The organism is Streptomyces sp. BE20 (assembly GCF_036322525.1).
GTDB lineage: Bacteria > Actinomycetota > Actinomycetes > Streptomycetales > Streptomycetaceae > Kitasatospora.
The window spans coordinates 339,845-366,330 of record NZ_JAQYWW010001203.1 but is presented as its reverse complement, the minus strand read 5'-3'; the positions used below and the strand labels follow the sequence as shown (position 1 = coordinate 366,330).

22 protein-coding genes and 1 pseudogene are annotated in these 26,486 nt (G+C 73.0%); 18 read left to right on the top strand and 5 right to left on the bottom strand.

Annotated features, from left to right (window positions below; translation table 11 throughout):
* The first annotated feature begins 200 nt into the window (after positions 1 to 200).
* The 5 genes from dnaK (at position 201) to PUR61_RS40220 (ending at position 5,734) form a co-directional block, all read left to right on the top strand.
* Positions 201 to 2,039 carry a molecular chaperone DnaK gene (gene dnaK, locus PUR61_RS40240; protein WP_329884887.1) on the top strand — a complete coding sequence of 613 codons (1,839 nt, stop codon included), beginning with the start codon at positions 201 to 203 and terminating at the stop codon, positions 2,037 to 2,039.
* Positions 2,036 to 2,680, top strand: a complete 645-nt coding sequence (gene grpE, locus PUR61_RS40235) for a nucleotide exchange factor GrpE (RefSeq protein WP_329884886.1) — start codon at positions 2,036 to 2,038, stop codon at positions 2,678 to 2,680. The genes dnaK and grpE overlap by 4 nt, the downstream gene beginning before the upstream one ends.
* A 143-nt stretch (positions 2,681 to 2,823) precedes the next feature.
* Positions 2,824 to 3,975 carry a molecular chaperone DnaJ gene (dnaJ, locus tag PUR61_RS40230; protein ID WP_329884885.1) on the top strand — a complete coding sequence of 384 codons (1,152 nt, stop codon included), beginning with the start codon at positions 2,824 to 2,826 and terminating at the stop codon, positions 3,973 to 3,975.
* Positions 3,976 to 3,982: 7 nt separating this feature from the next.
* Entirely contained in the window at positions 3,983 to 4,504 is a 522-nt protein-coding gene (locus PUR61_RS40225) for a heat shock protein transcriptional repressor HspR (RefSeq protein WP_329884884.1), read from the top strand.
* 198 nt (positions 4,505 to 4,702) lie between these two features.
* Positions 4,703 to 5,734, top strand: coding sequence for a helix-turn-helix domain-containing protein (locus tag PUR61_RS40220; protein ID WP_329884883.1), 1,032 nt, complete (start codon positions 4,703 to 4,705; stop codon positions 5,732 to 5,734).
* 45 nt (positions 5,735 to 5,779) lie between these two features.
* Here PUR61_RS40220 and PUR61_RS40215 read toward each other — a convergent pair whose 3' ends face one another.
* Positions 5,780 to 5,914, bottom strand: a complete 135-nt coding sequence (locus PUR61_RS40215; protein ID WP_329884882.1) for a hypothetical protein — start codon at positions 5,912 to 5,914, stop codon at positions 5,780 to 5,782.
* A 413-nt stretch (positions 5,915 to 6,327) separates the two neighbouring features.
* Between PUR61_RS40215 and PUR61_RS40210 the strand changes: the two genes are divergently transcribed.
* On the top strand, positions 6,328 to 6,954 hold the full coding sequence (locus PUR61_RS40210; protein ID WP_329884881.1) for a hypothetical protein: 627 nt from the start codon (positions 6,328 to 6,330) through the stop codon (positions 6,952 to 6,954).
* A 101-nt stretch (positions 6,955 to 7,055) separates the two neighbouring features.
* Here the strand turns inward: PUR61_RS40210 and PUR61_RS40205 are convergent, their stop codons facing one another.
* Entirely contained in the window at positions 7,056 to 8,099 is a 1,044-nt protein-coding gene (locus PUR61_RS40205; protein ID WP_329884880.1) for a LuxR C-terminal-related transcriptional regulator, read from the bottom strand.
* A 908-nt stretch (positions 8,100 to 9,007) separates the two neighbouring features.
* Positions 9,008 to 10,144, bottom strand: coding sequence for a TDT family transporter (locus PUR61_RS40200; RefSeq protein WP_329884879.1), 1,137 nt, complete (start codon positions 10,142 to 10,144; stop codon positions 9,008 to 9,010).
* Positions 10,145 to 10,215: 71 nt separating this feature from the next.
* Between PUR61_RS40200 and PUR61_RS40195 the strand changes: the two are divergent.
* The 8 genes and pseudogenes from PUR61_RS40195 to pyrE all read left to right on the top strand — a co-directional run.
* Positions 10,216 to 11,112, top strand: a pseudogene (locus PUR61_RS40195) (LysR family transcriptional regulator); the annotation flags it as partial.
* A gap of 273 nt (positions 11,113 to 11,385) precedes the next feature.
* Positions 11,386 to 13,992 carry an ATP-dependent chaperone ClpB gene (gene clpB, locus PUR61_RS40190; RefSeq protein ID WP_329884878.1) on the top strand — a complete coding sequence of 869 codons (2,607 nt, stop codon included), beginning with the start codon at positions 11,386 to 11,388 and terminating at the stop codon, positions 13,990 to 13,992.
* A gap of 226 nt (positions 13,993 to 14,218) precedes the next feature.
* Positions 14,219 to 14,782, top strand: a complete 564-nt coding sequence (locus tag PUR61_RS40185; protein ID WP_329884877.1) for a YbjN domain-containing protein — start codon at positions 14,219 to 14,221, stop codon at positions 14,780 to 14,782.
* Positions 14,783 to 14,922: 140 nt separating this feature from the next.
* Complete coding sequence (locus PUR61_RS40180; protein ID WP_329884876.1) at positions 14,923 to 16,083, top strand: pyridoxal phosphate-dependent aminotransferase; 1,161 nt, start codon at positions 14,923 to 14,925, stop codon at positions 16,081 to 16,083.
* Positions 16,084 to 16,558: 475 nt separating this feature from the next.
* Positions 16,559 to 17,086, top strand: a complete 528-nt coding sequence (locus PUR61_RS40175) for a DUF2617 family protein (RefSeq protein WP_329884875.1) — start codon at positions 16,559 to 16,561, stop codon at positions 17,084 to 17,086.
* A 136-nt stretch (positions 17,087 to 17,222) separates the two neighbouring features.
* On the top strand, positions 17,223 to 18,869 hold the full coding sequence (locus PUR61_RS40170) for a polyamine aminopropyltransferase (protein ID WP_443035318.1): 1,647 nt from the start codon (positions 17,223 to 17,225) through the stop codon (positions 18,867 to 18,869).
* Between the two features lie 139 nt (positions 18,870 to 19,008).
* Positions 19,009 to 20,253, top strand: coding sequence for a hypothetical protein (locus PUR61_RS40165; protein WP_329884874.1), 1,245 nt, complete (start codon positions 19,009 to 19,011; stop codon positions 20,251 to 20,253).
* 29 nt (positions 20,254 to 20,282) lie between these two features.
* Positions 20,283 to 20,819 carry an orotate phosphoribosyltransferase gene (pyrE, locus tag PUR61_RS40160; protein ID WP_329884873.1) on the top strand — a complete coding sequence of 179 codons (537 nt, stop codon included), beginning with the start codon at positions 20,283 to 20,285 and terminating at the stop codon, positions 20,817 to 20,819.
* 128 nt (positions 20,820 to 20,947) lie between these two features.
* Here the strand turns inward: pyrE and PUR61_RS40155 are convergent, their stop codons facing one another.
* Positions 20,948 to 21,667, bottom strand: a complete 720-nt coding sequence (locus tag PUR61_RS40155) for a DedA family protein (RefSeq protein WP_329884872.1) — start codon at positions 21,665 to 21,667, stop codon at positions 20,948 to 20,950.
* 402 nt (positions 21,668 to 22,069) lie between these two features.
* Here PUR61_RS40155 and fbaA point away from each other — a divergent pair, with 402 nt between their 5' ends.
* The 4 genes from fbaA (at position 22,070) to PUR61_RS40135 (ending at position 25,578) form a co-directional block, all read left to right on the top strand.
* Positions 22,070 to 23,092: a class II fructose-bisphosphate aldolase gene (gene fbaA, locus PUR61_RS40150; RefSeq protein WP_329884871.1), complete on the top strand. Its 1,023-nt coding sequence runs from the start codon at positions 22,070 to 22,072 to the stop codon at positions 23,090 to 23,092.
* A gap of 56 nt (positions 23,093 to 23,148) precedes the next feature.
* A complete protein-coding gene (locus PUR61_RS40145; protein ID WP_329884870.1) occupies positions 23,149 to 23,562 on the top strand; it encodes a DUF3151 domain-containing protein in 414 nt (137 codons plus the stop codon).
* A gap of 181 nt (positions 23,563 to 23,743) precedes the next feature.
* The gene (locus PUR61_RS40140) at positions 23,744 to 24,736 is read left to right on the top strand and encodes a DUF3152 domain-containing protein (protein ID WP_329884869.1); all 993 of its coding nucleotides are present in this window, start codon (positions 23,744 to 23,746) and stop codon (positions 24,734 to 24,736) included.
* 74 nt (positions 24,737 to 24,810) lie between these two features.
* Positions 24,811 to 25,578, top strand: coding sequence for a hypothetical protein (locus PUR61_RS40135; RefSeq protein ID WP_329884868.1), 768 nt, complete (start codon positions 24,811 to 24,813; stop codon positions 25,576 to 25,578).
* Between the two features lie 62 nt (positions 25,579 to 25,640).
* Here the strand turns inward: PUR61_RS40135 and PUR61_RS40130 are convergent, their stop codons facing one another.
* The gene (locus tag PUR61_RS40130; protein WP_329884867.1) at positions 25,641 to 26,468 is read right to left on the bottom strand and encodes a maleylpyruvate isomerase family mycothiol-dependent enzyme; all 828 of its coding nucleotides are present in this window, start codon (positions 26,466 to 26,468) and stop codon (positions 25,641 to 25,643) included.
* Between the last annotated feature and the right edge of the window lie 18 nt (positions 26,469 to 26,486).

The window sequence follows — 26,486 nt, the reverse complement described above, 5'->3', positions numbered from 1 at the left end:
CACTTCTCCTGAAGATGCTCAAGGTATGGCGGCAGTCACGTAAGTGCACCCTGCCATCGCCGTCCGGGCGGCGCAGGGGCGCTCTCCGCATTTCCGGCTCAGCAAAGTTGAGCGCTTCGGACTCATAGCTGTTGACGCCCCCCGCCTCGTCGTGCATCCTTGAGCCTGTAAAGCTCAACTCTTCCGTGGAGGTATCTACGATGGCACGCGCGGTCGGCATCGACCTCGGCACGACGAACTCGGTCGTCAGCGTTCTGGAGGGTGGCGAGCCCACCGTCATCACGAACGCCGAGGGCGCTCGGACCACGCCGTCCGTCGTCGCCTTCGCGAAGAACGGCGAGGTGCTCGTCGGCGAGGTGGCCAAGCGTCAGGCGGTCACCAACGTGGACCGCACCATTCGCTCGGTCAAGCGTCACATGGGCACCAGCTGGAAGATCGGCCTGGACGGCAAGGACTTCAACCCCCAGCAGATCAGCGCCTTCATCCTGCAGAAGCTGAAGCGGGACGCCGAGTCCTACCTGGGCGAGACGGTCACCGACGCCGTCATCACCGTCCCGGCGTACTTCTCCGACTCGGAGCGCCAGGCCACCAAGGAGGCCGGTGAGATCGCGGGCCTCAACGTCCTGCGCATCGTCAACGAGCCGACCGCGGCCGCCCTGGCCTACGGCCTGGACAAGGACGACCAGACCATCCTGGTCTTCGACCTCGGCGGCGGCACCTTCGACGTCTCGCTGCTGGAGATCGGCGACGGGGTCGTCGAGGTGAAGGCCACCAACGGTGACAACCACCTCGGCGGTGACGACTGGGACCAGAAGGTCGTCGACCACCTGGTGAAGGTCTTCCAGGCCGGCCACGGTGTCGACCTGTCCAAGGACAAGATGGCCCTGCAGCGCCTGCGCGAGGCCTCCGAGAAGGCCAAGATCGAGCTGTCCTCGTCCTCCGAGACCTCGATCAACCTGCCCTACATCACGGCCTCCGCCGAGGGCCCGCTGCACCTGGACGAGAAGCTCACCCGCGCCCAGTTCCAGCAGCTGACCTCGGACCTGCTGGAGCGCTGCAAGGTCCCGTTCCACAACGTGATCAAGGACGCGGGCATCGCCCTCTCCGAGATCGACCACGTGGTCCTCGTCGGCGGCTCGACCCGCATGCCGGCCGTCGCCGAGCTCGTCCGCGAGCTGACCGGCGGCAAGGACGCGAACAAGGGCGTCAACCCGGACGAGGTCGTCGCCATCGGCGCCTCGCTCCAGGCCGGTGTCCTCAAGGGCGAGGTCAAGGACGTCCTGCTGCTCGACGTCACCCCGCTGTCCCTCGGCATCGAGACCAAGGGCGGCATCATGACCAAGCTGATCGAGCGCAACACCACGATCCCGACCAAGCGCTCCGAGATCTTCACCACGGCCGAGGACAACCAGCCGTCCGTGCAGATCCAGGTCTACCAGGGCGAGCGCGAGATCGCCGCGTACAACAAGAAGCTCGGCATGTTCGAGCTGACCGGCCTGCCGCCGGCCCCCCGTGGCCTGCCCCAGATCGAGGTCACCTTCGACATCGACGCCAACGGCATCATGCACGTCGGTGCCAAGGACCTCGGCACCGGCAAGGAGCAGAAGATGACCGTCACCGGCGGCTCCGCGCTGCCGAAGGACGACATCGAGCGCATGATGCGCGAGGCCGAGCAGTACGCGGAGGAGGACCACAAGCGCCGCGAGTCCGTGGAGACCCGCAACCAGGCCGAGCAGCTCGTCTACTCGACCGAGAAGTTCATCGCCGACAACGCCGACAAGCTGCCGGCCGACGTCAAGACCGAGGTCGAGACCGCCATCGGCGAGCTCAAGGAAGCCCTCAAGGGCGAGGACATCGCGAAGATCCGCGAGGCCTCCGAGAAGGTGTCCACCACCGCGCAGAAGCTCGGCCAGGCGCTGTACGCCAACGCCGACGCCGCCGGCGCCGCCCCGGCCGGTGACGCCGCCGGTGCCAAGGACGACGACGTCGTCGACGCCGAGATCGTGGACGACGAGAAGCCCAAGGGCGGTGCGGCATGACGGAGAAGCCGCAGGGTGCTGAGCCCGGCGACGACTCCGCCGCCGAGGAGGCCGTGATCAAGGCTGCCGAGGAGGCTGCCGCGGGCGGTGCCGATTCGACCGCCGGTGCGACCGGCGAACCGGACGACCTCGCCACGGCCAAGCGCGAGCTGGCCGAGCGGACGGCCGACCTCCAGCGCCTCCAGGCCGAGTACCAGAACTACCGGAAGCGGGTCGAGCGCGACCGGCTGACGGTCCGTGAGATCGCCGTCTCCAACATCCTGGAGTCGCTGATCCCGGTCCTGGACGACATCGGCCGGGCCCGTGACCACGGCGAGGTGACCGGCGGCTTCAAGTCCGTCGCCGAGTCGCTGGAGACCGTCGTCGCCAAGCTGGGCCTGCAGCAGTTCGGCAAGGAGGGCGAGCCCTTCGACCCGACCATGCACGAGGCGCTGATGCACAGCTACTCGTCGGAGGTCACCGAGGACACCTGCGTCCAGATCCTCCAGCCCGGTTACCGGATCGGCGAGCGGATCATCCGCCCGGCGATGGTCGCGGTCGCGGAGCCCCAGCCGGGCACCCAGACCACGTCCGGCCCGGACACCGACACCGCCAAGGGCGGGGAGAAGAAGGACCAGGCCGACGGTGGCCCGGACAGCTGACCACCGGTGACGGCTGACAACCTGTGCGCTGCGGAGTCGTACGCCGGCCAGTACGGCGGCCGGCTCCGCAGCGCACTGTCGACGCGCCACGGCCGGCCCGTTGACAGCTCTGTGACGATGGACCTCGGGAGGTGGCGCCAGCCATGAGCGGCAAGGACTACGTGGAGAAGGACTACTACAAGGTCCTCGGCGTGCCCAAGGACGCCACCGCCACCGAGATCAAGAAGACCTACCGCAAGCTGGCCCGCGAGTTCCACCCCGACGCGAACAAGGGTGACACGGCGGCCGAGGAGCGGTTCAAGGACATCTCCGAGGCGTACGACGTCCTCTCCGACGAGAAGCGCCGCAAGGAGTACGACGAGGCCCGCAGCCTCTTCGCCAACGGCGGCTTCCGCGCCGGCGGCCCCGGTAACGGCAACTACAGCTTCGACTTCGGCGACCTGTTCAGCGGCAACCAGGCCGGCAACAGCGGTGGCCTCGGCGACGTCTTCGGCGGTCTGTTCAACCGCGGCGGCGCCCGACAGGCCCAGCCCCGGCGCGGCGCCGACGTCGAGACCGAGGTGACGCTCTCCTTCGAGGAGGCCGTCGACGGCGCCACCGTCCCGCTCCGGATGACCAGTCAGGCCCCCTGCCGCCACTGCAACGGCACCGGTGCCAAGGCCGGCACCACCCCCCGGGTCTGCCCGACCTGCGTCGGCTCCGGCACGGTCAGCCGCGGCCAGGGCGCCTTCGCCCTCTCCGAGCCCTGCCGGGACTGCCGCGGCCGCGGCATGATCGTCGACGACCCGTGCACCGACTGCCACGGCAGCGGCCGGGCCAGCTCCGCCCGCACCATGCAGGTCCGGATCCCGGCCGGTGTCCAGGACGCCCAGCGGATCCGCCTCAAGGGCAAGGGCGCGCAGGGCGAACGCGGCGGCCAGCCCGGCGACCTCTACGTCACCGTGCACGTCGACCCGCACCCCGTCTTCGGACGGAAGGCCGACAACCTGACCGTGACCGTCCCGGTCACCTTCCCCGAAGCCGCGTTGGGGGGCACCATCGAGGTGCCGACCCTCAACGGCCCCTCGGTGAAGCTCAAACTCCCCCCGGGCAGTGCCAACGGCCTCACCCTGCGGGCCCGCGGCAAGGGCGCCACCCGCAAGGACGGCACCCGGGGCGACCTCCTGGTCACCGTGGAGGTCGTGGTGCCCCAGCACGTCACCGGCGACGCGCTGGCCGCTCTGGAGCAGTACCGCGAGGCCACCGCCTCCGACGACCCGCGAGCCGCCCTGTTCCGAGCGGCGAAGGGAGCGTGACGACCAGATGACCCCCGACAGCACCGGCCACGGCCCGATCGGCCCCGGCATCGGCGAGGGACTGCCCGGCGGCGGCCCCCCGCGCGCGCGCCGGGCCGTTCCGCAGCCCCAGTACGTCCTCACCGAGGACACCCCGGTCTACGTGATCTCGGTGGCCGCCGAGCTCTCCGGCCTGCACCCGCAGACCCTCCGCCAGTACGACCGCCTCGGCCTGGTCTGCCCCGACCGCACCGCCGGCCGCGGGCGCCGCTACTCGGCGCGCGACATCCAGCAGCTGCGCGACGTCCAGCGGCTCTCCCAGGACGAGGGCATCAACCTCGCCGGCATCAAGCGGATCATCGAGCTGGAGAACCAGGTCACCGCCCTCCAGTCCCGGATCGCCGAGCTCACCGACTCCCTCGAAGGCGCGGCCACCGCCCTCCAGCAGCGCGAGGCCACCATCCACGCCTCCTACCGCCGCGACCTCGTCCCCTACCAGCCCCCGACCCCGCACTCCAGCGCCCTGGTCGTCTGGCGTCCCAAGCGCTGACCCGGCCACGACGGTCGCCGCCGCCGGTTCCCCCTGGTCGGGGGGTGCCGGCGGTGCTTGCGTGGTGAGAGAGTGCTTTCTGCAGGCGAGAGCGGATCAAGAACGCCGATGCCGGTTCGCGGAGGCTCTGGCTAAGATCCCCATCGAAGCCGGCGAACCGGCCTCACTCAGCTCTATCCGAACACCAGGGAGCCGCAGATGAGCGAGACGGCCGAGCCCGGACTCACCTCAGGCGGCCTCGGTGTCCTTTCGGACGGCGCTCGCAAGCTCTACCTCCACGTCCTGCACTCCCACGGCCGCCTCGTACCCGCGAGCCAGGAGGCCACCGACCTCAGGTTCCTCCAGGAGCTTCTCGACATCGGCCTGCTGGTGCCGGACACGGACGAGCCGGACGTGCTCGTCGCCGTGGACCCCCAGCAGCTCTCGTCCGGGCTCATCGCCTCCTGGCAGCGCAAAGCACTCGACCTGCTCTCCCGGGCCGAGGCGCTTCCGATCGATCTGAAGGAACTGTCCGAGGCCTTCCACACGCCGAAGCAGACCGGCGGCAGCATCGAGTACGTCCGTGGAAAAGTACTGATCAATCAAAGACTCGGGCAGTTGACCACGAGTTGCACCGAGGAGTTCCTCGCCGCACAACCGGGTGGTCCCCGCCCCCCGGAGGCACTCGCCGGCAGCCGCGACCGTGATTTGGCACTTCTCCAGAGAGGCGCCACGTTTCGGACCATTTACCACCCCAGTACGCGTTACCACCCCGCCACCAGGGACTACGTCCTCGCCATCACGGACGCCGGGGGGCAGGTCCGCACCCTGGACGAGCCGTACACCCGGCTCATAGTCGTGGACCGCCGCACCGCCATCATTCCCATCGCGGACGACCTGAATGTGGCCGCGTTCATACACGACCGCGCGATCATCAGCTATCTGGTCTCCGACATCTTCGAGCGCAACTGGAACCGCGCTCTCGATTTCGACGGCGCCCGCGCGGTGCCGCAGGAGGTCATCTCACGCCTGCGGCAGACGATCATCGATCTGCTGCTGAAAGGCACCAGTCACCGCGTGATTGCCCGAAGCCTGGGCATCAGCGAACGCACGCTGGCGCGTCACATAGCGGACATGCGTGAGGACTACCGGGTGGATTCGCTGTTCCAGCTCGGGTACATGCTGGCCCGGACCACCCAGAGCGGGCACCCCGAAGAACGCCTCGGGGAACACGACCCGTCAACCGACTGACTGCCCGGGGCCCCTGACGGCCCGCCCGGGCGTCACGTGCCGAACTCAGGTCCAGTTGCTGTCGTTCGCGGTGAGGGCCAGCGTGACCAGGGCCGGAGCGTCGGCGGGCACGGAGTTGGCGGTACGCGGCGCCGGCTGGTGGCCGGAAGCCGCCGACGTGACCTGGCTGCTCGCGGTCAATACCGCTATAACAGCAACGACCGAAGCCGCAGTGATGCGAACGTGTCGGCGCAGGCGAAGCATTGCGATCACGCCTTCCTGAGTTAGTCGCGGGTATCGAGCAATGGGAACAGCTACGCAGCCGCCCACATAATGCCCCAGCTCGAACGCACGCGCCACATCCCCCCTCCACAGAGGTGCGTCATCTCCATGCCAGGCAGACAGATGACACCGCGAAGCAGTGGACTCCACCGCCCCGAACGATGGACGATCAGTTCGCTCCCGATGGTCCCGGCAAGCTCACCACACTTGCCGATGTACCTTCAATTCACCATTCGACTTAGCTCCCCCGAGCGAAGTCCGCAGCCTCGCCGATCAGAACCCCTAACCCTGCCGGACCTGGTGAACCCGGTCAGCCACTCCCCGGAGTCGACATGACTGAGCCCTACCTGCGTCACCACGACAGCCAGGCCCTTGAGGGCCGGCGTGCACGAGTCTTCCTGGCCGCGCCGCTCATGCGGTTGACCGGGCCGGCGGACAGTGTGGTGACCCTCGCCAGCCGGACGCGGCTGACCACCCTCCGCACCACCCTCCTCCGCAGTGGCGCCGCCGTGTACAGCGCCCACCACAGTGACGCCTGGACCGTCGCCGGGCGCGCCCCCGAGCCGCGCGTGCCGTCGGACTTCCGCGCGCTGCAGTCCGCCGACCTCGTCTTCGCCTACGTCGGCGCACCGCTGTCGGCCGGGGTCAGCCTGGAGCTGGGCTGGGCGTCGGCGCTGCGCAAGCCGATCGTGCTCCTCGTCGACGAGGCCATCACCCACAACCCGCTGATCGCCACCATCGAGCAGGTCGCCCCCGTCCTGCCGCTGGTCTTCGACGACACCTGGTCCCAGGAGGCCCTCCACCACACCGTGGAGACCGCCCTCGACTGGGCCGGCATGGCGCTCTCCCTGCGCGAGGGCTTCTGGACCGCCCCCGGCGAGCAGTTCACCGTCCCCCGTCAGCAGCCCCCCGCCGTCGGCCCGACCGGCTACTGGCCCACCGGCGCGGCCACCGGCTGATCCCGTCCGGGCTCCCCCGCCCGGGCTCCCGCATCAGGCAGAGCGGTCAGGCAGCGCAGCGCAGAGCGGCCGGGTAGCGGGTGCGAACGGCGCCGTCGGGCTCATCCGTCGTCACGGCCGCCCCGCATCAGCCAACCGAGCTGGAACAGGGTCTGCGCCCCGTACCGGTCGCGGAGGCGGGCGATGTGCGCGGCCACGGTCCGCTCGCTCAGGCCGAGGCGGGTGGCGACCGCACGCTGGGTCAGACCGCGGGCCAGCAGGCGGCCGACGCGGTCGGACGCGTTGTGGGGGTTGCGGGCCGGGCCGTCGGCGAGCGCGGCGGTCCAGTCGGTCGCGTCGGCGCGGGCCCAGTCGCGCTCGAAGGCGTTGACGATGAAGGCGATCGCGGCGCGGTCGGTGATGAAGGCGGCGGTGCTGTGGTCGTCGCTGGCGGAGATCACCGCGACCGAGCGGTCGAAGATCATCAGCCGCTGGAACGGCTCGTCGAGGGTCCGGATCAGCGAACCGTGCCGGGTGACCTCCTCGGCGTAGGCCAGGGCGGCGGGTTCGGAGACCGCGACGGGCTGGTAGATGGTCCGCAGGGTGCAGCCGCGCTGCAGGAGCTGGACGTCCTGGACCAGGGCGCCCTGGAGGGCGTCGGCGGGCCGGTGGCCGGGCTGGGCGGTGAGGACCTCGGTGCGGCAGTCGGAGACCAGCTGGGAGATCCGGTGCCGGATGTGGGTGTGGCCCTCGATGTAGACGGCGCCGCCGGAGCGCTCGGGCGGCCGGGGCATCGCGTCGTAGGCGCGGGTGAGGCCGTCGAGGGTGCCGGGCAGGTTTTCGGCGCGGACGAGGAGGCGGGTGGCCTCGCTGCGGAGCTCGGCGCCGAGGCGGTCGCTGACCGAGCGCGGGCTGACGGCCGTGTAGCAGGCGTCCATCGGGTTGGGCATCAGCAGACCGATGGAGACGAGCTGGCGCAGGGCGCGACGGTCCGGTTCGGGGACGTCCGCGACGGGGATCCGGCCGCCGTCGGCCAGGATGGCGAGGTAGAGCCGGCGGGCGGCCTCGTCGGGCTCGCCGCCGGACGCGGCCGGGCCGGTGGCGGCGCCCCCTCCGGCGCCGACGCCCGGAGCGGTCGTCGGATCCGCCGTCCCCTCGACCGTCACGTCGAACGCTCCCTGCCGGATGTCTCGCGGATGTGTGCGCCCTCGCACGCCGTGCGCACTCGTCACACACGTTCGCCGGGCGTGATCACGGTACTGGGAGCCGGCGGGCCCCCGGACTCCGGGTGCCGTCGCACACGGGCCAGGGGGGCCGCCGGTCCACGCCACGGTCGCGGCGCTTCCGGCGAGGCGGAGCAGCAACGCCTCGCCGGCTCCGGTCCCGGGGGCCATCACCACACATGGCGTCCCGGCCGGCGCTCTTCCCCCCGATATGCAGGTACGTGCGGACGTACCGGACGCATCCAGTAATGAAGAGCAAGTCGCCGTCATCGGGCTGCGGTTGCCCGGTCGACGTGACGTGACTCCACCCTCACAGCGTGACGGCCGGTGAACAAGTGCCGCCCGACTGCATGTTCTCGCAATTGCAGGAACCTGCATCGTCGGCGTGGCGCGACGTCCGCCGCGGCGCCCTGGCGTATCGCGAACGTGCAGGTCAGGGCAGTGGGACGGCGGAGTCCGACCCTCCGGTCATTCGGAACCGAACGACCGCGTTCCGTTCCCCGCGACCTACGCAGCGCTCCCCCCGTGCCTCCCCGGCCCCCGGTCCGAGCCCGTTCGGGCACCGTCCGGGTACCGTTCGGGCCGCCCGTACCGGACCGTACCGGAGCCACCCGGGGCCGGGAAGCCGCGGGGAGGCACGGAAAGGCGCGGTGCCGCAGGGCCCCGGCCGGCCGGGGCCGGGCCGTCCGCCAGGACGGGTGGCACCGGAGGCCACCCCCCGGGACGGACGGTCCCGGCCGAGCCGCCGACAGCCTCCCGCCGGACCACCGCACCACCGCACCACCGCACCACCGCACGGGACGACGTGACGCCTCGTCAGATCCCTGTCGAGCACCGGTGCCGGCCCCGGCTCAGCGGGCCAGCAGCCGGCCGCCCGCCAGCCCGGCGGCGGTGCCGCCCGCGGCGAGGGCCCAGGAGGCCAGCAGCAGGACGAACAGGGCGGTGGCGAGTCCGGTGAACCCGGGGAAGCCGGTGTGCCGGGCGAGGGCGGCGGCGCCGGTGACGCAGGTGCCGACCGGGAAGGTGAACGCCCACCACGTCATCGCGAACGACATGCCGGCCCGCCGGGCACGGAGGTTGGCGGCGACGGCGAGCGCCAGCCAGAGCATCGCCACGCCGAGCACCGCCACCCCGTACAGCTCGGCGAGGGCGAGCGCGACGGGGGCGATCGTCGGGGTCACCGGGCGCGCGGCGTCGGCGAGTTGGTGGACCGCGGTGGTGGACTGGCCGAGCGGGCCGAGCACCAGGAAGAGCGACGGGGTGAGCGCCAGGGCGGGCAGCTTGCTGTGCACGAGACCGGTGAGCACCACCGGCAGCAGCGCCAGGGTGGCGAGCAGGCCGATCCCGAACAGCGCGCAGCAGGTGTACAGCAGCGCCTGCCGGGCGGTGCCGGCGGGCAGGTGCGGGATCAGCGCGGGACCGGCGGCGGAGGCGACCAGCGGAGCCACCACCGGCAGCAGCCAGGTCGGGTTGGCCTCCAATGGGGAGACCGTGTGCCGAGTGATCATCAGGTACGGGATGCCGACCGCGACCAGCAGCGCGTACCCGGTGCCCACCGTCCAGAGCACGGCGTCGAGCGCGACGGCCGGGCCGGTCCCGATGACGCGGGAGCCGAGCGTCAGGGTCCCGAGCCCGACCGAGATCAGCGCCATCGGCGGACAGCCGTAGAAGACGGCGGTGGCCGGGTTGTCCAGCAGCTGGGCGCGGGCGGCGTCCCGGTGACGGGTGAGGTGGACCAGCCGGGCGGACCCGAGCACCAGCAGACCGGCCAGCCCGAGCGCCCACATCACCTCGCCGAACCCGATCAGGCCGGGCAGCCGGACCGGGAGGGCGGCCGCACCGTTGCCGACGATCGCGGTGCCCATGACCGCCGCGTACCAGTTCGGCCCGAGCTGTGCGAGGTCGAGCCGGCGGGCGCGGTCGGACGGGCGCAGACGGGGGCGAGGGCGGGGGCGGGGGTGCGTGCGGGGGCTGATCAGGGTGGCCATGGCATCAACCGTCTCCCGGTGCGACCCCGGTCGGTAGCGCCGAACGCTCTATGAGGGCATAGCCTGAACCTATGGCCCTCTCCCCGCGCGTCCCCGAACTCGGTGCGCTGGAGCTGCTGCTCGCAGTGGCCCGGCTCGGCAGCGTCGGCCGGGCCGCCGCCGAACTCGGGGTGAGCCAGCCGACCGCCAGCGCGCGGATCAAGGGCATGGAGCGGCTGATCGGCGTCCCGCTGCTGGACCGCTCCCCGCGCGGCTCCCGGCCGACCGAGGCCGGCCGGCTGGTGGTCGAGTGGGCCCGGCAGGTGGTGGAGGCCGCGCAGGCCCTGGACGCCGGGATCGACGCGCTCCGCGAGCGCCGGGACGCCCGGCTGACCGTGGTGGCCAGCCTGACCGTCGCCGAGTACCTGATGCCCGGGTGGCTGCTGGCGCTGCACGAGGCGAGCCCGGGGACCGCCGTGACGCTGCGCACCGCGAACTCCGCGGACGTGGCCGGGCACGTGCTGGCCGGGGACGCGGACCTCGGCTTCGTCGAGGGCCCCTCCGCTCCGCCCGGACTGGCCGGCGCGGTGGTGGCGGCCGACCGGCTCGTCGTCGTGGTCGCGCCGGGCCACCCCTGGGCGCGCCGCCGCTCCCCCCTGACCCCGGCGGAGCTGGCGGCGACACCGCTGGTGCTGCGCGAGCCCGGCTCGGGGACCCGGGAGGTGCTGGAGATGGCGCTGGCGCCGTACGGGGGCGCGGCCCGGCCGCGGCTGGAGCTGGCCTCGTCGACGGCGCTGAAGGCGGCGGCGATGACCGGCGCGGGGCCGGTCTGCCTGAGCGAGCTGGCGGTGGTGGAGGAGCTGGCGACCCGGCGGCTGGTGGAGGTGCCGCTGGCGGAGGGGCTGGACCTGCGACGGCCGCTGCGGGCGGTCTGGCCGGCCGGCCGGCGGCCGAGCGGGCCGGCCCGGGAGCTGCTGACGCTGACCCGGCGGACGGCGGCCCCGAGGCGGGCGACCGGGGCGCGGCGGTCGGCGGCCCGGACGGCGGAGGCCGGGGCTCCGGGGATCCGGCCCGCGGGCGGCGGCGCGCCGGGGGCCCGGGCCGCGGAGAACGGCGCCGCGGGGAACCGGGCCGCGGGGGCTCGGAGACCCGCCCCGCACGGGCGCCCCGACCGTTCATCTGAAAGTTGAGCGGAATAGACTCAACTTAGTGCATGCTGTAGAGAGCAGAACCAACGCACGACAAGGGAGGACACCCCAGCAGTGGACGCCAGCAAGTTCACCACCAAGACGCAGGACGCCCTGTCCGCCGCGATCCGGCAGGCCGGGGGCGCCGGGAACCCGGACGTCAAGCCGGTGCACATCCTGATCGCGCTGCTGGAACAGCCCGAGGGCATCGCCAGGCCGCTGCTGGAGGCGGTCGGCGCCGACGTGTCGCGGGTCGAGGCCGAGGCCCGCCGCCTGCTGACCGGGCTGCCCAGCGCGATGGGCTCGACCGTCGCCGCGCCGCAACTGGCCCGCGACACCCTGGCGGTGCTGACCGAGGCCGGCCGGCGCGCCGACGACCTCGACGACCAGTACGTCTCCACCGAGCACCTGCTGGTCGGCCTGGCCGCCGAGGGCGGGCCGGTCGCCGAGCTGCTGGTGCAGCAGGGCGCCTCCGCCAAGGCCCTGCTGGCCGCGTTCAAGGACGTCCGGGGCAGCGGCCGGGTCACCTCGCCGGACCCGGAGGGTACCTACAAGGCACTGGAGAAGTACGGCACCGACCTCACCCAGGCCGCCCGGGACGGCAAGCTCGACCCGGTGATCGGCCGGGACCAGGAGATCCGCCGGGTGGTCCAGGTGCTCTCCCGCCGGACCAAGAACAACCCCGTGCTGATCGGCGAGCCCGGCGTCGGCAAGACCGCCGTCGTCGAGGGCCTGGCCCAGCGGATCGTGGCCGGCGACGTGCCGGAGTCGCTGCGCGGCAAGCGCCTGGTCTCGCTGGACCTCAGCGCGATGGTGGCCGGCGCCAAGTACCGCGGGGAGTTCGAGGAGCGGCTGAAGGCCGTCCTCAACGACATCAAGCAGAGCGACGGCCAGGTCGTCACCTTCATCGACGAGCTGCACACCATGGTCGGCGCGGGCGCCGGCGGCGACTCCGCGATGGACGCCGGCAACATGCTCAAGCCGATGCTGGCCCGCGGCGAGCTGCGGATGGTCGGCGCCACCACCCTCGACGAGTACCGGGAGCGGATCGAGAAGGACCCGGCCCTGGAGCGCCGGTTCCAGCAGGTGCTGGTCGGCGAGCCCAGCGTCGAGGACTCGATCGCCATCCTGCGCGGCCTCAAGGGCCGGTACGAGGCGCACCACAAGGTGCAGATCGCGGACGCCGCGCTGGTCGCCGCGGCGACGCTCTCCCACCGGTACATCACCTCCCGGTTCCTCCCCGACAAGGCGATCGACCTGGTCGACGAGGCCGCCTCCCGACTGCGGATGGAAATCGACTCCTCGCCGGTCGAGATCGACGAACTCCAGCGCTCCGTCGACCGGTTGCGCATGGAGGAGCTGGCGCTGGAGAAGGAGTCGGACCCGGCCTCGGTCGACCGGCTGGCCCGGCTGCGCCGCGATCTCGCCGACAAGAACGAGCAGTTGAGCGTGCTCACGGCCCGGTGGGAGCAGGAGAAGAAGAGCCTCAACCGGGTCGGCGAGCTCAAGGAACAGCTGGACGACCTGCACGGCGCGCTCGAACGCGCCCAGCGGGACGGCGACTTCGAACGCGCCTCCAAGCTGATGTACGCCGAGATCCCGGCCGCGGAGAAGGAGCTCACCGACGCCCAGGAGCGCGCCGCCGCCCAGGACGGCTCCGCCTCGATGGTCAAGGAGGAGGTCGGCCCGGACGACGTGGCCGACGTGGTCGCCTCCTGGACGGGCATCCCGGCCGGCCGGCTGCTGGAGGGCGAGAGCGCCAAACTCCTGCGCATGGAGGAGGAGTTGGGGCGCCGCCTGATCGGCCAGGCAGAGGCCGTGCAGGCCGTCTCGGACGCGGTCCGGCGGACCCGCTCGGGCATCGCCGACCCGGACCGCCCGACCGGCTCCTTCCTCTTCCTCGGCCCGACCGGCGTCGGCAAGACCGAACTCGCCAAGGCCCTCGCCGACTTCCTCTTCGACGACCAGCGGGCCATGGTCCGCATCGACATGAGCGAGTACGGCGAGAAGCACTCCGTCTCCCGCCTGGTCGGCGCGCCGCCCGGGTACATCGGCTACGAGGAGGGCGGCCAGCTCACCGAGGCGGTCCGCCGCCGGCCGTACAGCGTGGTGCTGCTGGACGAGGTGGAGAAGGCCCACCCCGAGGTCTTCGACGTCCTGCTCCAGGTGCTGGACGACGGCCGGCTCACCGACGGCCAGGGCCGCACGGTGGACTTCCGCAACGCGATCCTGATCCTCACCTCCAACCTGGGCAGCCAGTTCCTGGTGGACCCGGCCACCCCGGAGGAGCGGAAGAAGGACCTCGTCCTGGACTCCGTCCGGGCCGCCTTCAAGCCGGAGTTCCTCAACCGGCTCGACGACATCGTGGTCTTCGACCCGCTCGGCACCGCCGAGCTGAGCAGGATCGTCGACCTCCAGGTGGCCGCGCTCGGCGCCCGGCTGCGCGAACGGCGGCTCACCCTGGAGGTCTCCGCGGCGGCCCGCGACTGGCTCGCGCTCACCGGCTACGACCCGGCGTACGGCGCGCGGCCGCTGCGCCGGCTGGTGCAGTCGGCGATCGGCGACCAGTTGGCCAGGGCGATCCTGGCCGGCCAGGTGCACGACGGCGACACCGTCCTGGTCGACCGGGACGACGAGAGCGACCGCCTCACCGTCCGGGCCCGCGGACCACTGGAGAAGTAGCGCCGGCGGACCTCGTCGGACCCGGTCAGCGGGGCCCGCCACCCCCGGTGACCTGCCTCGCGCACCCCCGGTGACCGGGTCCGGTCACCGGGGGTGCGCCATGATCCGGCCATGCCCGGCCGGAGCGCGGTCTCCCCTGTGAGGCAGGGCCCCGATGAGGCAGGATGGGAGGTGGAAGGGCGGCCTCTCATTGCCGACCACCACGTGCACTGAGGAAGAGGACCCTATGAGCATCGACCCGTCGTCCATCCCGTCGTTCGGTGTCCCCCAGGGCGGGCAGCCGGGCGGTCAGGGCGGCCGTCCGGACGGCCCGCCGCCGATCATCGTCCCGGACCAGGCCCTGGTGGGCCAGCTCCTCGACCAGATGCAGCTGAAGCACGTCGTGGACGAGGAGGGCGACCTCACCGCCCCCTGGGAGGGCTTCCGCGTCTACTACATGTTCCGCGGTGAGCAGAAGGAACTCTTCGCCGTCCGCGCGTTCTACGACCGCTCGTACCCCCTTGAGGACAAGGCCGAGATCCTCGACCTGATCGACGAGTGGAACCGCGAGACCCTCTGGCCCAAGGTCTACACGCACACCCACGAGGACGGCGTGGTCCGGCTGATCGGTGAGGCCCAGATGATCGTCGGCACCGGCGTCAACCTGGACTACTTCGTCACCACCACCGCCAACTGGACCCAGGCCGCGGTGGGCTTCGAGCAGTGGATCGTCGAGCGCCTCGGCCTGCAGAAGGACATCGAGGGCGAGGACGGCGAGGGCAAGCCCTCCGAGGGCACCGACGAGGCCTGATCCCCCGCCTCCGGCCCTCCGCCACGGCCCGCCACCGGCACTCCGGTGGCGGGCCGGCGCCGTTCCCGGCGGGCCGTCCTTGTCCCGGGCCCTCCCCTGGCCCGAGGATGGGGGTCGACCACGAGGTGTGAGGAGCCGTGATGGGTGCGAGGCCGCTGCTGAACCGCCGGCTGGAGGGACTCGGCACCACGATCTTCGCGGAGATGTCCGCGCTGGCCGTGGCGACCGGTTCGATCAACCTCGGCCAGGGGTTCCCGGACACCGACGGGCCGGAGGCGGTGCGCGAGGCCGCCGTCCGTGCGCTGCGCGAGGGGCTCGGCAACCAGTACCCGCCCGGCCCCGGGGTCCCCGAGCTGCGCGCCGCGATCGCCGGTCACCAGCGGCGCTTCTACGGCCTCGCGTACGACCCGGACACCGAGGTACTGGTCACCGCGGGCGCCACCGAGGCGATCGCCGCCACGCTGCTGGCGCTGCTGGAGCCGGGCGACGAGGTGATCGCCCTGGAGCCGTTCTACGACTCGTACGCCGCCTGCATCGCGATGGCGGGCGCCGTCCGCGTCCCGCTCACGCTGCGTGCCCCCGACTTCCGCCCCGACCTGGACCGGCTCCGGTCACTGGTCACCCCGCGTACCCGGCTGCTGCTGCTCAACTCGCCGCACAACCCCACCGGCCTGGTGCTCACCCCCGAGGAGCTGCGCGCGGTCGCCGAACTCGCCGTCGAGCGCGACCTCCTGGTGGTCACCGACGAGGTCTACGAGCACCTGGTGTTCGGCGGCGCCCACCACCCCGTCGCGGCCCTGCCCGGCATGCGCGAGCGCACCGTCTCCATCTCCTCGGCGGGCAAGACCTTCTCGTTCACCGGGTGGAAGGTCGGCTGGGTCACCGCGTCGGCGCCCCTGGTCGCGGCGGTGCGCACCGCCAAGCAGTACCTGACCTACGTCAGCGCGGGGCCCTTCCAGTACGCGGTGGCCGAGGCGCTGCAGTTGCCCGACGACTACTTCGCGGACTTCCGCGCGGATCTGCTGCACAAACGGGATCTGCTCGCGGACGGGCTGGGCGCCGCCGGTTTCCGGGTGTTCCGGCCGGCCGGCACCTACTTCATCACCACCGACATCACTCCGCTGGGCGAGAAGGACGGCATCGAGTTCTGCCGCACGCTGCCCGAGCGGTGCGGCGTGGTGGCGATCCCCAACGCGGTCTTCTACGACGACGTGGACGCGGGCCGCTCGCTCGTCCGCTTCACCTTCTGCAAGAAGGTCGAGGTCCTGGAAGAGGCGGTCACCCGGCTCGCCCGGCTCTGACCGATCTGCGGGACCTCTCGCACGTTCCGACGATTCGTCAACTCACCTGAACGGTAAGGGCTTTCCCTGCCGGTCGGGCAATTTCCGCTGCCCCGGCGGCATGCCACGACGACGGTCCGGCGCCGTGCGCCCGGCGCGGCGGGGCGGGGGGCGTACAGGTCGTGTGAACAGCGCATGAGCAGCTCACACGGCGTGCGAACCGGGGCGAGGGGCGCGCGCGGTGCATAGTCGCACACCGGGTCGATCAGAGCAGGGAAGCAGATGTGCTCGAAACGGTGAATGCTTGACAAAGTTGGGTAAATCACCGACGGACCCGGCGTATTCGTGCTTCTCTGCTGCTGAATCTCCAGCCGGAATCCTTCCTTCCACGGTCGGCCGCGCCCTGGACCGCACAGCCACGAACAGCCTCGCCCTTGCCTAGGCCAACTCGCTGCTGCTCGGCGGGCGCGCACGGAGCTGAAACGCGGAGCCGAGCATGCTCACCACTTTGCAGACCTCCTACACGGACACCCGCGCGGGTGACCTGGCCTGGTGCCTGGGCGGCGACCCGCTGCCCGCTCTCGCGGTCCGCGACCTGAGACTCGACGGCCCCGGCCACCCCGGCCCGCCCGGCACCCTCCAGCTGCGGCTGCTGGGCGCCTCGCACCAGGTGGTGATCACCGCCGGCCCGGGCCACTGCCTGGAGACCGTCGCCTGCCTGCCCGGTCGCCGAACGCCGCTGCCGGCCCGGGTCGCCAAACAGGTCGACGGCTGGGAGTACGAGTTCGCGGCCCGGATCGAGGCGTTGCCGCCCCACGACTTCGCCGCCCGCGCCCAGGAGTTGCTGGCACTGGTCGAGGGGCACCCGCGCGGCCTGGCCGGGGTCTTCCCCGGAGACCCCAGCGCCTTCACCGCCCTGGTCACCCAGGGCGGCGCGGACCGGCTGCTCTGGCGCACCTGGCACGCCTACCCGCAGGAGGGGCAGCTGGTCTGCACCCGGTCCTCGCTGGTGGTCCTCCGGTGACCGCGACGACCGAGCCCTCCATAGCCCTGCCGGCGATCTTTCATTCGTACGCAGGAACGATTCGTCAACCTGTCACGCCAAGCTGTCCGTCGAATGGGCGCAGCCGTCCGTCCCGAACGTCGCCTAGCGTTTGTTCGTGATCAACCATCCGGCCGGTCCGCCCCCCGCACAGCCGGGCCTCGACCTCGACGACGGCAGCCCACCCCGGCTCGGGCGGAGCCTGACCCCCCTGCCAGCCCGCCGTCGGTGCCGGCTGCGTTCCCGCCCGCGGCTCGCCCGACTGGCCGTCCTGCTGGCCGCGTTCGTCTGCGCGGCCTGCGGACTCGTCTACGAGCTGGAACTCGTGGCGCTCGGCGACTATCTGCTCGGGGACTCGGTCACCCAAACCTCCGTCGTCCTCTCCGTCATGGTGTTCGCGATGGGCCTCGGCTCACTGCTCGCCAAGCGGTTCACCAGCCGCCCGGCCACCGCCTTCGCCCTGGTCGAGTGCGCCCTCGCCCTCACCGGCGGCCTCTCCGTCCTGGCGCTCTACTCGTGCTGGGCCTGGATCGGCCGCTACCAGGCCGCCATGGTCGGCATGACCTGCCTGATCGGCGTGCTGATCGGCGCCGAGATCCCCCTGCTGATGACGCTCGTCCAACGGATCCGGCGGGAGGACGCCGGACGGGCCGTCGCCGATCTCTTCGCCGCCGACTACGTGGGCGCGCTCATCGGCGGGCTCGCCTTCCCGTTCCTGATCCTGCCCGCCCTCGGGCCCGGCAGCGGCGCCCTGGTCACCGGCGCGGTCAACGCCGTGGCCGGCTCCGCCGTGGTGCTCTGGCTCTTCCGCGAGGAACCGGCGCCGAGGGTCCGGCTGATGCTCTGGGGCGGCTGCGCCCTGGTGCTCGTGGTGCTCGCCGCGGCCGCCGCCTGGTCCGGCGCGGTCGAACGCGCCGCCCGGCAGGCGCTGTACGGCGGGCAGGTGCGGTACGCCCACGGCCGGTACCAGGAGGTCGTGCTCACCGGCCCCGCCGAGGGCCCGCTCCGGCTCTACCTGGACGGCCGGCTGGCGGTCTGCGGGCCGGACGAGTACCGGGGCAACGAGGCCCTCGTCCACCCCGCGATGGGAGCCGGCCCGGACGGCCGGGTCCTGGTGCTCGGCGGCGGCGACGGGCTGGCCCTGCGGGAGGTGCTGCGGCACGGCGGGGTCCGCTCGGTGCTGGTCGTCGATCCCGACCCGGCGCTCCCCCGGCTGGCCCGGACCGACCCGGCCCTCGCCGCCCTCTCCGGGCACTCGCTGGAGGACCCCAGGGTCCGCACCGCCGAGGCCGACCCGCTGGAGTGGCTGCGCACCACCCGCCCCGCTCCCGGCCGGTCCTTCGACGTGATCCTCGCCGACCTGCCGGCGCCCGCCGACGGCGGCCCGGCGAAGTTCCACTCCCAGGAGTTCTACGGCCTCACCACCCGGCTGCTCGCCCCCGGGGGGCGGCTCGCCGTCCGGGGCGGCGACGAACCGGGCGGCCGGCACGGCCTCTGGCAGGTCGAGTCGGGCCTGCGCGCCGCCGGCCTGCGGACCGTCCCGTACGCGGTCGCGGGCAGCGCGACGGCCAGCTGCCGCCCCGGACCGGAGGGTGACCAGACCTTCCTGCTCGCCGCCGCCGCCCAGCCGCCGCTCTCGCTCGCCCCCGACGCGCCGCCCCCGCGCGCCCTCACCCCCGACGCCCTCCGCGCGTCCGCGGCCCGCCTCGCCGCGGCCCGCCCTGCCCGTCCACCCGCCGCCCTGACCCTGCTCGGCCCCCGCTGAGCCCCTCCGGCGCCCGGAGCCCGTACGGGGCCGTTCCGGGCCCGGGGCCCCGGCCCGGAACGGCCCCGGGGCGGGGCTCGGGCGACAGCTGGGGGACAGGGCGGGGCCCGGAACGGGTTCGGTCGGTAGGCTCCCTGACATGGAGCATGAGGTTGTCGTCCCGATGCCGGCCGGGCTGGTCCGGCAGGCCCTGCAGGATCCGGCGCTGCTGGCGCGTTCCGTGCCGGGGCTGAGCACCGAACCGGCTGCCGTCGGCAGCGGCCCGGCCGACGAGATCGCCGGGCGGCTGAAGCTGCGGATCGGCACCTCCACCATCACCTACAAGGGTGGTCTCTCACTGATCGAGGGCCGCGAGGGCGTGCTGACCGCGTTCGCCGAGGGCCAGGAGGCCCGCGGCAGCGGCGAGGCCACCGCCACCGTCCGGGTCAGCGTCGCCGACGGCGCCGAGGACGGCACGGCGGTGGTCCGCTTCACCGGCGACCTGACCGCCTCGGGGCGGCTGACCGAGTTCGACGACGAGACCCTCGCCGCGACCGGCCGCCGGCTGCTGGACCGGTTCGCCGCCGCCCTCGCCTCCCCCGACGGCGCGCCGGAGGTCGTCCCGGACGAGGACGAGGAGGCGGCCGTGGGCGCGGACGAGGCTCCGGGCGCGGCCCGGGAGCCCGCCGCGGAGGACCCCGGGAGCCCCGGGGACGGCCCGGTCCGCCCGGACGGCCAGGAAGCCGAGTCCCCCGACACCTCCGAGGACGATCAGGCCGACCAGGCCGACCGGCCCGCTCAGGGCACCGAGGACGCCGAGGACGGCCAGGAGCCCGAGGACGGCCAGGAGCCCGAGGACGCCGATGACGTCGAGGACGGCGGCCAGGACGACGAGGAGCCTCCGGGCACCGCCACCGTGGTGTTCCTGGAGGACCACCAGGAGGACCGCCGGGGCGAGCCCGGCGACGACCTCGACGACGACCTCTCCGACCTGATCGCCTTCTCCGACGCCGACGCCGAGCGCTTCGGCCTCCCCGTGGGTGACGTCGACGAGCCCGACCGCACCGCCGCCGGGGCCGGGGCCGAGGAGGCCGTCTCCGCCGACCTCCCCTCCGAGCTGCCCTTCGAGTACGAGCAGGACCCCGTGCTCGGCGGCCCGGTCCGCCGCAGCATCGTCGGCCGCTCCGCCGAGGAGGTCGACCACGCCCCGCCGCGCGGCCCGTACGCGCCCGCCCTCCCGGCCCGCAGCGCCCGGGCCCGCGCGGCCTCCCGCTGGGGCGGCGACGCCGGCGGGATCGTGGTGCCGGGCGTGGGCGGTCGCAGCGCGGTGCCGTGGGTGATCGGCGGCGGTGTGGCCCTGCTGGGCGGCGCGGTGGTGCTGGTCAGGGCCCTGCGCCGCCGTTAGCCGGGGGCCGCCCCCTAGACTGGACGCTCATGAGCAACGACCGCGACGCCCTGCTGGCACAGATCAAGGACAAGGCCGTCGTCCACGGCAAGGTCACCCTTTCCTCCGGCAAGGAGGCCGACTACTACGTCGACCTTCGCCGGATCACGCTGGACGGCCGCGCCGCCCCGCTGGTCGGCCGGGTGATGCTGGACGCCACCTCCCACCTGGAGTACGACGCCGTCGGCGGGCTGACGCTGGGCGCCGACCCGGTGGCCGCCTCGATGCTGCACGCCGCCGCCGCGCGCGGGCGTGAGCTGGACGCCTTCGTGGTCCGCAAGGCGGGCAAGGCGCACGGCCTGCAGCGCCGCATCGAGGGCCCGGAGATCAAGGGCCGCCGGGTGCTGGCGGTCGAGGACACCTCCACCACCGGCGGCTCGGTGCTGACCGCCGTCGAGGCGCTGCGCGAGGCGGGCGCCGAGGTGGTCGGCGTGGCGGTGATCGTCGAGCGCGGCGCCGCCCCCGCCATCGAGGCCGCCGGCCTGCCGTACGTCACCGCGTACACCCTGGAGGACCTGGGCCTCTGAGCCCGGGCCCGCCGTCTGCGCGGCGCCCCCGCCCGCCCGCTCCCTCCGCACCGCAACCGAACGGCCGGGGCCCGGTCCTGTTTCACGTGAAACAGGACCGGGCCCCGGCCGTTCGTCGCTTTCGGGCCTCAGCCGCGCCGGTGCCGTCCGCCGCCGGCCTGGACGGCCTCGTCGTCCTCGGCCGCGGCGCCGCCGGCCTTCTTCTTCCGGCGCTCGCGCACGATCTCGACGAGGATCGGCGAGACGGAGAGCAGCACGATCAGCAGCACCGCCGGGATCAGGTACTTGTCGATCACCGGGGCGAGTGCGTCGCCGAAGAAGTAGCCGATCAGCAGCATCGACTCGGTCCAGAGCACGCCGCCGATGACGTTCCAGAGGAAGAAGGTCTTCGCCGGCATCTCCAGGGTGCCCGCGACGGGGTTCAGGAAGGTCCGGACGATCGGCATGAAGCGGGCGAGCACGACGGCCTTGCCCGGCCCGAACTTGTTGAAGTACTCCTCGGCCTTCAGCACGTACTCGCGGCGGAAGATCTTCGACTCGGGCTTGTCGAACATCTTCGGCCCGACCTTCACCCCGATCTGGTGCCCGAGCTGGGCGCCGACGATGGCGGCGATCGGGGCCCCGATCAGGAGAGTCGCGATCGGCAGCCGGGTGCCTTCGCCGAGGACCGACGAAGCGGCGTCCGAGGCGGCGACACCCGCGATGATGAGCAGCGAGTCACCCGGGAAGAAGAACCCGACCAGGAGGCCGGTCTCCGCGAAGATGATCGCGATCAGCCCGATGGCACCGAGGGACGAGATCAGTGATTTGGCGTCGAGCAGATTGACGGCCAGCTGGTTGTAGTCCACGGGCGCAGAATAGCGGGCTTGTCTTTACCAAAGCTTCGCGCCCGGGGCTGAGCGGGCCCTCATCCCTTCGTCGCATGCCGCTCCGCGCCCGCCGCACACCCCTGTGGGACCCCCGGCGGGCTTCCCCGGGCGCTCCCCGGGGAGCGCCCGGGGAAGCCCGCCGTCCCGACTGGCGGGCCACATGGTGGAGCCGGTGGGCGTTCTGGGAAGATGGCACGGGCGCCCGGTCCGCGGTGGCACCACCCTCATGGCCGACCCGCGGCGGTTGCCTCGAACCTTGGTACCGGCAGGCCGCACCGCAGAGCCGCGCATCGGCCCTGGTACCCCGGAGTCGTCACCAGGCGTACACAGCGTCGGACAGCACCGTCCGTACGCCGCAAAACCCGACAGGAGCGGATTCGCATGCCCATCGCAACTCCCGAGGTCTACAACGAGATGCTGGACCGGGCCAAGGCGGGAAAGTTCGCCTACCCGGCGATCAACGTGACCTCGTCGCAGACCCTGCACGCCGCGCTGCGCGGCTTCGCCGAGGCCGAGAGTGACGGCATCATCCAGATCTCGACCGGTGGTGCGGAGTTCCTGGGCGGCCAGCACAACAAGGACATGGTGACCGGCGCCGTCGCGCTCGCCGAGTTCGCGCACATCGTCGCCGCCAAGTACGACATCACCGTCGCGCTGCACACCGACCACTGCCCGAAGGACAAGCTGGACGGCTACGTCCGTCCGCTGCTGGCAGTCTCCGCCGAGCGCGTGGCCCAGGGCCGGAACCCGCTCTTCCAGTCGCACATGTGGGACGGCTCGGCCGAGACCCTGGCCGACAACCTGGCGATCGCCCAGGAGCTGCTCGCCCAGGCCGCTGCCGCCAAGATCATCCTTGAGGTCGAGATCACCCCGACCGGCGGCGAGGAGGACGGCGTCACCCACGAGATCAACGACGAGCTGTACACCACCGTCAACGACGCCGTCCGCACCGCCGAGGCGCTGGGCCTGGGCGAGAAGGGCCGCTACCTGCTGGCGGCCTCGTTCGGCAACGTGCACGGCGTCTACAAGCCGGGCAACGTGGTGCTGAAGCCGGAGCTGCTGCGCGAGCTGCAGGACGCGATCGGCAAGCAGTACGGCAAGAACGACCCGTTCGACTTCGTCTTCCACGGCGGCTCCGGCTCGACCACCGAGGAGATCGCCACCGCGCTGGAGAACGGTGTCGTGAAGATGAACCTGGACACCGACACCCAGTACGCCTTCACCCGCCCGGTCGTGGACCACGTGTTCCGCAACTACGACGGTGTCCTGAAGGTCGACGGCGAGGTCGGCAAGAAGAACACCTACGACCCCCGCACCTGGGGCAAGCTCGCCGAGGCGGGCATGGCCGCCCGCGTGCTGGAGGCCGCCAAGCAGCTGCGCTCGGCCGGCAACCGCCTGAAGTAGGGTCCCGCCCGACGGCAGGGTCTGCGGTCATGCCCCCCAGTGGTTCACTGGGGGGCATGACCATTCACAAGGACCTCCTCGGGGGTCCGCCTCCGACCCACCTGCCCGCCGAGCCCGCTCCGCTGGAGCTGCTGGCCGGCGGCGCCTCCCCGGCCGAGGTCGCGGCGAAGTACCCGACCTCCTCCCTCGCCTGGGCCCAGCTCGCCGACGACGCCTACGCCGCCGGCCGCACCGTCGAGTCCTACGCGTACGCCCGTACCGGCTACCACCGCGGGCTGGACGCGCTGCGCCGGGCCGGCTGGAAGGGCCACGGCCCGGTGCCGTGGGAGCACGAGCCGAACCGCGGCTTCCTGCGGGCGCTGCACGCGCTCGGGCGGGCCGCCGGCGCGATCGAGGAGAAGGAGGAGGCGGAGCGCTGCCTGCAGTTCCTCCGGGACAGCTCGCCGACCGCCGCCGCCACACTCGGCTGACGACACCTGACGCGCCGGACGAAACCGCCCCTGCTGCCCGTCCGGGCAGCAGGGGCGGTTTCGTCCGCTCCGCCCACCCGGAACGTGGACACCCGTCGGTCCACCGTGTCAGGGTGGGCGGGCGAGGGGGGCGCATCGGTTAGACGTTCCGCGGCCCCACGGGTCGACAGGAAGCTCCACCGTGCCAGCAGCCAGCCCCACCCCCCGCGGCGACCGCCCCCGTGGTTCCGGCACGAACGGTGCCCGTCGGGCCCGCGCCCGTACCTCCGGGCCCGGCACCGCGCGGCGCGGCACGGCTCCCCGCCCCCGGGCGTCCTCGCGCCGCCGCACCAGGCCCCGCCGCCGGCTCGGGCCCGGCATGGTCGCGGCCCTGGTGGCCGCGGTGGCGATACTCGGCGGCACGCTGTTCGTCCTGAAGCGCCCCGACGCCCTGCCCGGCGCCGACCGGACCGCCCAGGGCCGGGTGGCCCCGGCCGACGGCAACGCCCCCGCCCCGACCCCTCCGGCGGCCCCGGCAGCCGCCCCCGTCGCGCCCACCCCGACGCCGACGCCCACCCCGACGCCGACCGCCACACCCGCGCCCACACCGGAACCGACCACCCCGGACCCCGGCTTCAAGGGCACGGGCACCTTCACCGTCGCCCAGGGCTCCGCCGCCCCGGTCGGCAAGGGCACCGTCCGCCGCTACCGGGTCGAGGTCGAGGACGGCATCGGCATCGATCCGCCGGCCGCCGCCGCACAGGTCCAGGCGATCCTCGCCGACAAGCGCGGCTGGACCAACGACCGCAGGAACGGCTTCCAACTGGTGTCCGGCGGCGCCTACGACTTCACCGTGAAGATCGCCTCACCCGCCACCGTCGACAGGATCTGCGGCGCCGCCGGACTGGACACCCGCGGCGAGGTGAACTGCAACGTCGGCAACCAGGTGCTGGTCAACGTCAAGCGCTGGACGATCGGGTCCCCCCAGTTCAGCGGCCCGATCGACGAGTACCGGGCACTGATCGTCAACCACGAGGTCGGCCACCGGATCGGCCACGGCCACGAGACCTGCCCGGGCCAGGGAAAGCCCGCGCCGGCCATGATGCAGCAGATCTACGGCCTCAAGGGCTGCGTGCCCAACGCCTGGCCGTACAGTCCCGAGGGCACCTACCTGGGCGGTCCCGCAGTCTCCTGAACCTGCTTGGAACGGGACGGAGTTGAGACACGTTCGGTGTACGGCCGGAACGGCTCCGGCCGTAGGCTGGCGCCATGATCAGCGCAACCGCCCCGACCGACGACCGCCTCGCGACCGCCCGTTCCGCGGCTGCGCGCCCCGCCCCCTCCCGCCACCGGCTGCTCGCCCTCGCGGGCACCGCCGGACTCCTGCTCGGCACGGCCGCCTGCGACTCCGACGGCGGCGGCACCGGCGCGGCCGGCGCGGGCCGGCTCTCCTACGACCAGGCCCGGTCGACCGCCCAGGACCTGTCGGAGTCCGGCCCCTGCCCGTTCGGCCTGGACCTCGCGGCGGCCCTCAAGGGGGCCGGGGTCGACCTCCCGGTCACCGCCGGGGCCAAGGGGCACCCGACGGCCGAGGCCGAGGTCGAGGCGGAGGTCCCGGCCCAGCCCTGGCCCTCCGGGGCCACCCCGCCCGCGGGGATACCCTCGATCCCGGCCACGCCCGCAAGGGCATGGGTGACCTGCCACTTCACGGCCGGCGCCACTCCGGTCCGGGTCGACCTGCTGGCCCTCGCGGAGCACGGCCCGGCGATCAGCCTGATGCTCCCGCACATCCAGCGGTTCGGAAACCTCGGTGTGGACCAGCTCCAGGACTTCGCCGACCGGCAGCCCGCCACCGGCCAGACCAAGGTCACCCCGGGCGGGGGTCTGGTGGGCGTCTCCCGACCGGCCGTCCGCGGCAAGGGGGACCTCGCGCTGACCCTCACCCAGACCACCGGCGAGGCCCCGACCGAGCCCGCCCTGACCGGCGAACCGCTGCGCAGGGCCACCGAACGGCTCGTCGCGCAACTGCGTCCCTGACCGACCGTCGACCGGCTCCGTCCATCACCCGGCCGCCGCCGACCGACCGCGGGCCGGCGGGCTCAGCCCAGGACCGGCAGGTGACCGCGCAGGTCGCTGCGCTCGCCGCCGGCCGACACCGCGGCGGCCTCCACCGCGTCCGCCCAGCCGGTCCGGCCGGTGGCCAGCCGGATCCAGGTGAGCGGATCGGTCTCGACGACGTTCGGCGGGGTGCCCCGGGTGTGCCGCGGCCCCTCGACGGCCTGCACCACCGCGTACGGCGGGATCCGCAGCTCGACGGCACCGCCGGGTGCCTGGTCGGCGAAGGCGTCGGCCAGCAGCCGGGTGACGGCGGCGACCGCCTGCCGGGCGTGCGGGAAGTCCGCCCGGCCGAGCGCGTCAGCCAGGTCGTCGGCGTGCACGACCGTCTCGACCAACCGGGTCACCAGCATGTCGGTGAGCGTCATCGAGCCGAGCCGGATCTCGAACCGCCGGCCCGGGATCCGGGTGTCCTCCCCGTCCAGTGCGTCGACGAGCCCGTCCGCGGCCCGTGCGAAGGCCCCCGCCACCGAGGCCGGCTCACCGCCGAACTCGCCCGCGGCCTTCTCCCGCGCCTGCCCGTCGAGCAGCGGCGCGACCGTGCCGACCCGGGCGACCCACGCCAGCAGGTCGAGCGGCGGACGGCCCTCCAGCGGGTCGCCGAGGTGCGCGGGTACCCAGTCGATCTGGACGGCGAGGTGCGCGACCAGCTCGCGCACCCGCCACTCCCCCAGCCGGGTGGGCCGGGCGAGCAGCTCCGCCGCGTCCGGGCGGGCGCAGAACTCCCGGACGGCGTCGCGCAGCGCGACGGTCTGCTCGGCCAGCGCGGCGCTGACCTTGGAGTGCTGGTACGTACGGGACTTGGCAGGCATGCGCCCCAACATACGCCG